Source organism: bacterium, from assembly GCA_037131655.1.
GTDB lineage: Bacteria > Armatimonadota > Fimbriimonadia > Fimbriimonadales > JBAXQP01 > JBAXQP01.
In genome coordinates, this window is sequence record JBAXQP010000127.1 from 1 (window position 1) to 7725 (window position 7725).

The 7725-nt window shown below is 45.9% G+C and carries 7 protein-coding genes; 4 read left to right on the top strand and 3 right to left on the bottom strand.

What is annotated here, in order from left to right; all coding sequences use genetic code 11:
- The first annotated feature begins 391 nt into the window (after positions 1-391).
- On the top strand, positions 392-817 hold the full coding sequence (locus tag WCO51_07275) for an ankyrin repeat domain-containing protein (protein ID MEI6513062.1): 426 nt from the start codon (positions 392-394) through the stop codon (positions 815-817).
- 83 nt (positions 818-900) lie between these two features.
- On the opposite strand, the gene WCO51_07280 is transcribed toward WCO51_07275, so the two are convergent.
- On the bottom strand, positions 901-1959 hold the full coding sequence (locus WCO51_07280; protein MEI6513063.1) for a uroporphyrinogen decarboxylase family protein: 1059 nt from the start codon (positions 1957-1959) through the stop codon (positions 901-903).
- 98 nt (positions 1960-2057) lie between these two features.
- On the opposite strand from WCO51_07280, the gene WCO51_07285 reads away from it, so the two are divergent.
- A complete protein-coding gene (locus tag WCO51_07285; GenBank protein ID MEI6513064.1) occupies positions 2058-2615 on the top strand; it encodes a flavodoxin family protein in 558 nt (185 codons plus the stop codon).
- Between the two features lie 93 nt (positions 2616-2708).
- Here the strand turns inward: WCO51_07285 and WCO51_07290 are convergent, their stop codons facing one another.
- A complete protein-coding gene (locus WCO51_07290) occupies positions 2709-3767 on the bottom strand; it encodes a hypothetical protein (protein MEI6513065.1) in 1059 nt (352 codons plus the stop codon).
- A gap of 540 nt (positions 3768-4307) precedes the next feature.
- Between WCO51_07290 and WCO51_07295 the strand changes: the two genes are divergently transcribed.
- The gene (locus WCO51_07295) at positions 4308-5273 is read left to right on the top strand and encodes a nitronate monooxygenase (protein MEI6513066.1); all 966 of its coding nucleotides are present in this window, start codon (positions 4308-4310) and stop codon (positions 5271-5273) included.
- 51 nt (positions 5274-5324) lie between these two features.
- On the opposite strand, the gene WCO51_07300 is transcribed toward WCO51_07295, so the two are convergent.
- Positions 5325-5528 (bottom strand): hypothetical protein, encoded by a 204-nt coding sequence (locus WCO51_07300; GenBank protein MEI6513067.1) that lies wholly within the window; start codon positions 5526-5528, stop codon positions 5325-5327.
- A gap of 324 nt (positions 5529-5852) precedes the next feature.
- Between WCO51_07300 and WCO51_07305 the strand changes: the two genes are divergently transcribed.
- Positions 5853-7725, top strand: a 1873-nt coding sequence (locus tag WCO51_07305; protein MEI6513068.1) for a glutamate synthase central domain-containing protein, incomplete at its 3' end; no start/stop codon positions are given.

Here is a 7725-nt window from a genome sequence, read left to right on the forward strand (position 1 = left end):
AACTGCCCGTCTTGCCAAACTCCTTGGCCACAAATCCTTCGATATTCGTTTATAATACTTGCCCTTTTCGCTCTTCAATACTTCACAAGCTATTCACTCTCTTAGATATCTATTAAAAAACACTTACCTATTATATTTTATTTAATTATCAGTATATTTACTTGCAAATATGTTTCAAGTGTGTTATATTGATATTTAATGATCATGTTCATTCTATATTCAATTACGGTATGATTGCAAATTGAATATAGATAGGCATGTGTACTACCTTTTTCAGATACGAAAACCGTAGTTTTGCCTATGGTAGTGCGTTTATATCAAGAAGTAATTGGTCATAGTAGTGACCTGGAAACTGGCGTAAAGTAACGAATGCTATTACGAGGAGATTGTCATGATACTACCAATTGAAGAAACTATTCTTTTGGATCTCGTTCCGTATTGGTATCGTCCGCTTCATTGGGCAGTTTGGAGTGGTCTAAACGAGTGGATTATAAAACTCATCGATGACGGACACGATATCGATGCGCGCAACCTTCGTGGTGAAACCCCTCTTCATCTAGCTATCCGCGAGAACAATAAAGAAGCAATGAGGCTTCTCATCCTTTTCGGCGCTGATGTTAATGCACGAGATTACGAGGGTTCAACTCCACTTCATGTTGCCGCGAAAAAAGGCGATGACGTGGCGCTTAGAGCACTTATCGATAGCGGCGCTGATACAACTATTTGTGATAAGCAAGGCCATAATCCAGCCGACAAAGCCGTTTCAGACATAGAAGCCCTCTTAAAGATTTACTTCACTCGAACCAACGATATCTAATTCAAAAGACATCGGCCTGTTAATACAGGCCGATGTCTACTAATTTCCAGGCTAATAATTATTGTCTTTCTCAGCCTATTGCCTTAATACTTGCCATACTCCCGCACCAATTCCAACGTTCGTTGGTACTGCTGGTAGCTGATGTTGTCAGGAACTGAGTGGTCGGAGTGGTAGATGTAGCCGCCGCCTTGCTTCATGGCGGGGATTTTGGTAAAGATTTCTTTTTCGATAACAGATGGGTCAGGATGAGCCATTGCGCGGACGTCGATACCGCCCATGAATGCTAATCGGTCGCCATATTGCTTTTTAAGCTTTAGCATGTCATTTCCGGCTTTAACTTCGAGGGGCTGAATACAGTCGAAACCAGCCTCGATGAAAAGGGGAATAAATTCCTCTATGAAGCCGCAGCTATGGAGGATCATAGGCTTGCCATGGCTTTTAAACACGTCGCACACCAGCTTATGCGCTGGCCAAAGTAGTTCTTTGTACATCGCGGCTGAGAAAAACCCTTTTTGTTTGAAGCCTAGATCGTCAAATATCCATCCGGCATCCACATCAATTCCACGGCTAAAGAGTTCTTCCGCGATCGCAACGCAAAGCCGGGAATCCGTCATGAACATGTCCTGAATCCATTCGGGATCGTCCACCATAGCCATAAGGGTTCGGTCAGGGCCTACGATAGAGCAAACCCTTGTAAACCCTAGGCCAAAGTCTAAATGCAAAAAGAAACCGTTCTCAGCCGCACGGTCATAGGTCTTCTTTGCGCTTTCATAATTAACGCGACTTTCATTTAAAACGGCGCGCGGCTTATGCTCTTCCCAAATCTCTCTCGTTTTAATAGTGAAGTCAATTAACTCGGGAGTGCTCGTTTTTGTTTTCCAGTTCTTTACCGTCTCTCCATCATTTGAAGTCGTTATCGAGAATTCTTCCGTTTCTTCAATAACTTTGCAGGGTAACTGAAGGGTATTATCACACCATATCCCACGCAAATCGAAGCCAAAGAAGTCCTGGACATCAACAACTTGAGGCATCCCTTCCTTCTGCCATCTATCGTAGGAGGTTCCCCACATGTCATCGTGAATAGGAACCCTGTCTGGCTGTTTGCGGTTTATGGCAAGTGTGACGCGTTCTTTTGAAGTCATTTGTAATCCTCAATTAACTCAATCTCATCGTTGTGTCGACTTCCTGCTATCGTACCCGATAAAATATATCTATTAAATGGCGCAAGGAGATTTACAGAATGAAGATGTTAGTTTTGTGCGGTAGCCGTAACCCTGAGGGGCAAACAGCTAAGGCGGCTCAGGGCTTAATGCATGGGGTTATCGGCAAGAACGGCCAGGCCGAAATAGTTTTGCTACCAACATTAGCGATTGAGCGTTGTCGGCAATGTGATGATAGCGGATGGGGGATTTGTATTAAAGAGGGGAAATGCATCATCGAGGATGACTTCGCAGGTCTGGTGGAGCGGGTGAAGGGGGCTGATGTGGTTGCATTCGCCACGCCGGTCTACTTTAGCGACCTCAGCGAATCGATGCGAGCCTTCCTCGATCGATTGCGGCGAACTTGTTGCAATGAGGTCGGTAGGGCCAGCATTGCAGACAAACAGGCTATCGGAATCTGTGTCGCGGGTGGCGGTGGAGGCGGTGCTCCAGCATGCTGCGCTAGCCTCGATAAGGTGCTCGCGACCTGTGGTTTCAACGTGGTAGATCTGATCCCCGTCAGAAGACAAAACCTCATCGCCAAGCTGGGCGTATTAAAAGCTATTGGCGAATGGCTAGCACAAGGCGCGTCGGAATAATTCAACTTTCGCGTGAGAAATAATAACAATAGAAACTGGTGTTCCGATAATCAACCGGAACACCAGTTTCTCTTTCGAGTAAGCTCTTTATTTTCAGGGTGCTTTGAAGGCGCTTACGTCAATGAGCACCGGATAGCCCGAGTACTCCTTCAATTTCAAAGTCTTGAGTTGAACACCCTTCGGCACTGCCACCGCTAAACGGCACCTAAATGACTCTCCATTGCCGGCTCGTGCATCAATTGATCTATAAGAACTCGTGGAGAGCGGCCCGTTCCAATTAGTGTAGCTTGCACCATCAGCATCTTTGATCTCAAATCCTGAAGTTGGCGACGCACTTCCGCCGATTCCTCCGGAGCTATCACCCCAATACTTGCACTCCAAAGTAATTAGCGCATACACAGTCCCTATATCATAGCCCTCATCGGCTAACGGAGGATCCACGAACTCGACTTTATCCACCTTGGTCTCGAAGTCACCGGTAATGTATGACTGGCCTACAACGCCGGGGATCTGTTTGAGCATAGTTGCTCCCGTTGTGTCGGTAGGGTCGGAATAGGGCAAAGGCAATGCTGTAACCTTGCCTTTGAGATCGTAGCGAGCTACCGGTTTCGTCACTTCATATCTTGCAGCCATCAGTTTGGGCACTGGACCGTAGCCATCTACGCGAATAATCGCGAACACTTCGATCTTCTGTGCCGGCTTCAACACCTGATCAAGCTGGCTGTGCTTGGCATCTTCAACGCCGACCCCAAGGTATTCCTGGTTCCGGTCTTTGCCCGCCGCATCCACGGCAGTCCATGTAATAGTAGCGTAACCTACACCCTGCTCTTGCGGTAACGGATTGTGCAATGTGTAGTGGATAACGAGAAATTTCTCTCCTTCTTGAGGCCGAAATACGCTGCTTCCTACTTTGATCTGAGATATCGTGTATTCGGCGCTCTTTAGGGTCACGTTCATGGCATTCCCAGCTGCGCGTGTCCCAAGGGTGTAGGCTTTGGCGAATTGGCACCATTCACCCGGTAATTGAGAAGTGCCAATGGCGCTGAGTTTGTTAGTAGGTTTCTTTGGCTTCTTTGCTGCCGCAGAAGAAGTGACTACTGACCCTACGAGAAACGCAATTAGGACAAACAGCAAAACGGGATGTTGTTTCATGTCAATACTCCTTTGCTCTGTAATAATTGGCCCACGGTGGCTTTCCAGTACCGATTTCGCTACAAAAGTATGAATTGTAATCGCATAGGATTATTCGGACAAACTTCACATTACGCTGATAAAGGCCTTAAAAACACATTCCCTCAGCGCTACATAGTCTGCTGGATCGCCATGAAGCCCAATTACCCAATCACCATAAGCGATTGTATCTATCAAAACTCTAGCATAACCTACCTCACCTCGTCAAGATTCCAGTAAACTGTGTGATAGGTTTAAATTGAAGCCTGCTTTTGAGCCAGTGAGAACACACGATAGCAAATTTGATCCAAACATAATCCGTCCAATAACAATGGGGTCTAATTGCTCCTTCGCAAAACTTGTTGCCATTCAAAACGCAAATAACAGGTACAATTATGTGTACTGGCTCTGTTGAAGGTATCATCATTAATACAGTACAAGCTGACGACTATAAATCAAAAGCTTGGAGTATTTGAATTATTTAGCCATAAAATTGCGTATAATTAAATAAAAGGACAATTTATGAAATTACCTCAACTTAAAATAAAAGACCTTATGCCTCAGTATCCAATAATCCAAGGTGGTATGGCTGTAAGAGTCGCCACATGGCCTTTAGCCGGGGCAGTAGCAAATTCCGGAGGAATCGGATTAATCGGCGCTTCCGGTATGCAAGGTGACGAAGTAACAGATGAAATCCTCAAAGCAAAAAAGCTCTCGCCCAACGGCATAATTGGGATCAATATTATGTTTGTGGCGAGGAACTTCTTTGAAGTAGTGGAAGCCGCGACTAAAGCTGGTACTGACCTTATTGTGTCAGGCGCTGGGTTTTCCAGAGACGTTTTTAAATACGGACAGGAACATGGCGTCGCGATCGTGTCGGTTGTCTCCACTGCAAAAACCGCCCTACTCGCACTAAAATGCGGAGCGGATGCCGTGATCGTAGAAGGTAAAGAAGCCGGAGGTCATCTGGGAACAGACAGACCGATGATGGAAATCTTAAAAGAGACCATCGAAGCAATCAGCAAGAAAATTCCAGTAATCGGTGCCGGAGGGGTTATTGACGGCAAAGGTATCGCCGATGCTATCAAATTGGGCGCTGACGGCGTGCAAATGGGAACCAGATTCGTAATGTCTGAAGAATGCACTGTTTCTCCTAAGTTCAAAGAACTCTACCTCAACACTCCCAAAGAAAACGTGAAGCTTTTTCACAGCCCTGTTGGACTCCCCGGTAGAGCCATTCGAACAAAGTTTTTAGATAGCGTACTCAACAACACTGTTGAACCGTTTAAATGCTCATACCTCTGCATGAAAAGTTGCAAACGTAATTTTTGTATAATTCAATCTCTAATGAATGCTCGACAAGGCGATATTGATGACGCAATCGTTTTTTGCGGAGAGAATTATTGGAAAATTAAGGATATTCTGCCTGTTCAAACCATTATTGATAATCTTGTGAGAGAAGCAAACGAAAATCTTCAAGATGTGTGAATAGCGGATAAGATTTCATGAAGCTTTGAGCCTGAGAACATAACATGAAAATTATTCCGATCTAATTATAAAAGGAAGCGCACATAAAACTATGCTTGCTAATATAAGTAGAACAGGATTACCGATCATACAGGGAACGATACACAGCCCACCGCCAGCAAGCATTGGCATTAATTGGCTTTGCTTTTTTCCATAGATGAAATAGCCTGTCCCGATGGAACCCGTTATCAAGCCGATAAGAAGCATCTGTTCCATAATCACCTCATGCAGAATTGTCTCATTTGATTCTCTACTGCTACTCTTATTCCATGATCACAGATTGCTTAAAACAAGAGAACCCTTTACTAACTTAACGGTTCCCTCGCCCATCATATGAAATGGCACCTGATTTCAACAATTTGACACTATATACTTAGTGTGATATAATATCAATTCCTGAAAGCGCGATTCGAAGAAGCCCGTGTCCACCATTTACTCTTATCGGATTGAAGTGGGCAGGGCGTTTGTTTTTATCAGGTACTAGACTGCGCATTTTTCTATCGTAATTGATTATTATTCGCATTAATTAAAGGGTGGGCAATGGTTAATCACGGTCTTCCGCCCAAAAGTGGTTTGTACGATCCGCAATTTGAACATGACGCATGCGGTGTTGGCTTTGTCGCGAATATTAAAGGCGTTCGTTCACATGCCATTATCGAACAGGGACTAAGGATTCTTGAAAACTTAGTCCATCGCGGGGCGTGCGGTTGCGATCCAGAGACCGGTGATGGCGCAGGCATTTTGTTTCAAATCCCTCATGAATTCTTCCAAAAACAGCTTGACGGTCGATTACCAGGACCAGGCGACTATGCGGTCGGGATGGTGTTCCTGCCTTGCGATCCGACTGAACGCGCTATTTGTGAAGCTGTAATTGTTAAGATCGTTAATGATGAAGGGCAACATTTTATAGATTGGCGTGATGTTCCTCGAGACAGCTCTAAAACCGGCACTAAGGCTCGTGAAGTCGAGCCTGTTATTAAACAGTTCTTCGTCAAGCGCGGAGCAAATGCGCCGGATGAAGCAGCTTGCGAACGCAAACTTTATGTCATTCGCAAGTCTGTTTGGCGTGCCCTTCAGTCTAAAAAGCTTCAAGAATTTTCCGATTACTACATTTGCAGCTTGTCCTCACGCACAATTGTTTATAAAGGATTACTGCTAGCCCATCAGATCAGCGGCTATTATCTCGATTTAGCCGACCCAAGTCTGGTAACAGCGATTGCTCTTGTTCATCAAAGGTTCAGCACCAACACCTTCCCTACTTGGTCACTAGCGCATCCCTACAGAATGATTGCCCATAACGGTGAAATCAACACGTTACGCGGAAACCGCAACTGGATGCGCGCTCGACAAGCTCGATTAACTTCCGATTTATTTGGTGAAGATGTCAAGAAAATCATGCCGCTTATTAATGACCAAGGCAGTGACTCGGGGAGTCTGGACAATGCGCTTGAGATGTTAGTTAGGGGCGGTCGAAGCCTTCCGCATGCTCTGATGATGCTCATTCCGGAGGCTTGGGACAATAAAGAACCGATGGACCCCGACAGACGCGCTTTCTATGAGTACCACGCCTGCATTATGGAGCCATGGGATGGCCCTGCAACTATTGCCTTCACCGATGGCCGAGTGGTGGGTGCGATTTTAGACCGCAATGGCCTCCGTCCTGCTCGTTTTTTGGTAACCAAGGACGACCTGGTCGTTATGGCTTCCGAAACGGGGGTTTTGGACATCCCTGTGGAGAATATTCGCGCAAAATGGCGACTTCAACCTGGCAAGATATTCTTGGTCGACACTGAAGAAGGCCGAATTGTAGATGATGAAGAGCTTAAAAACCGCATCGTAAGCCAAAAGCCGTATCGAAAGTGGCTTGCTGAGAATAAAATTGAGCTTCGTAACCTGCCTGACCCGCCGACCGTTCACCTTCCCGACCGCGATACGATTTTAGACCGGCAGCAACTATTCGGCTATACATTAGAAGACCTTCGACTTATAATTGCGCCGATGGCGGTCAATGGTGAACAACCGCTTGGCTCGATGGGCAACGACACTCCGCTTGCGGTGTTATCCGATAGGCCGCAGCTTCTATATAACTACTTCAAGCAGCTTTTCGCTCAGGTGACCAATCCACCGATTGACCCCATCCGTGAAGAATTGGTCATGTCGTTGACCAATTATATCGGCCAAAATGGCAGTCTTTTCGAACAAACCCCCGATAACTGCCGCCAAGTACGGCTCGAAACTTCGATTTTAACCAATGTCGAGCTTGAAAAGCTGCGCCATATCTCTGCCGGTGATTTCAGGGCGCGAACCCTATCGATTTTGTTTGACCCCACTTCCGGCGCGGTTGGAATGGAAAATGCGATTATTCGACTATGTAAAGAGTCCAGCCGCGCGCTCAAAGAGGGAGTCAGCGTTA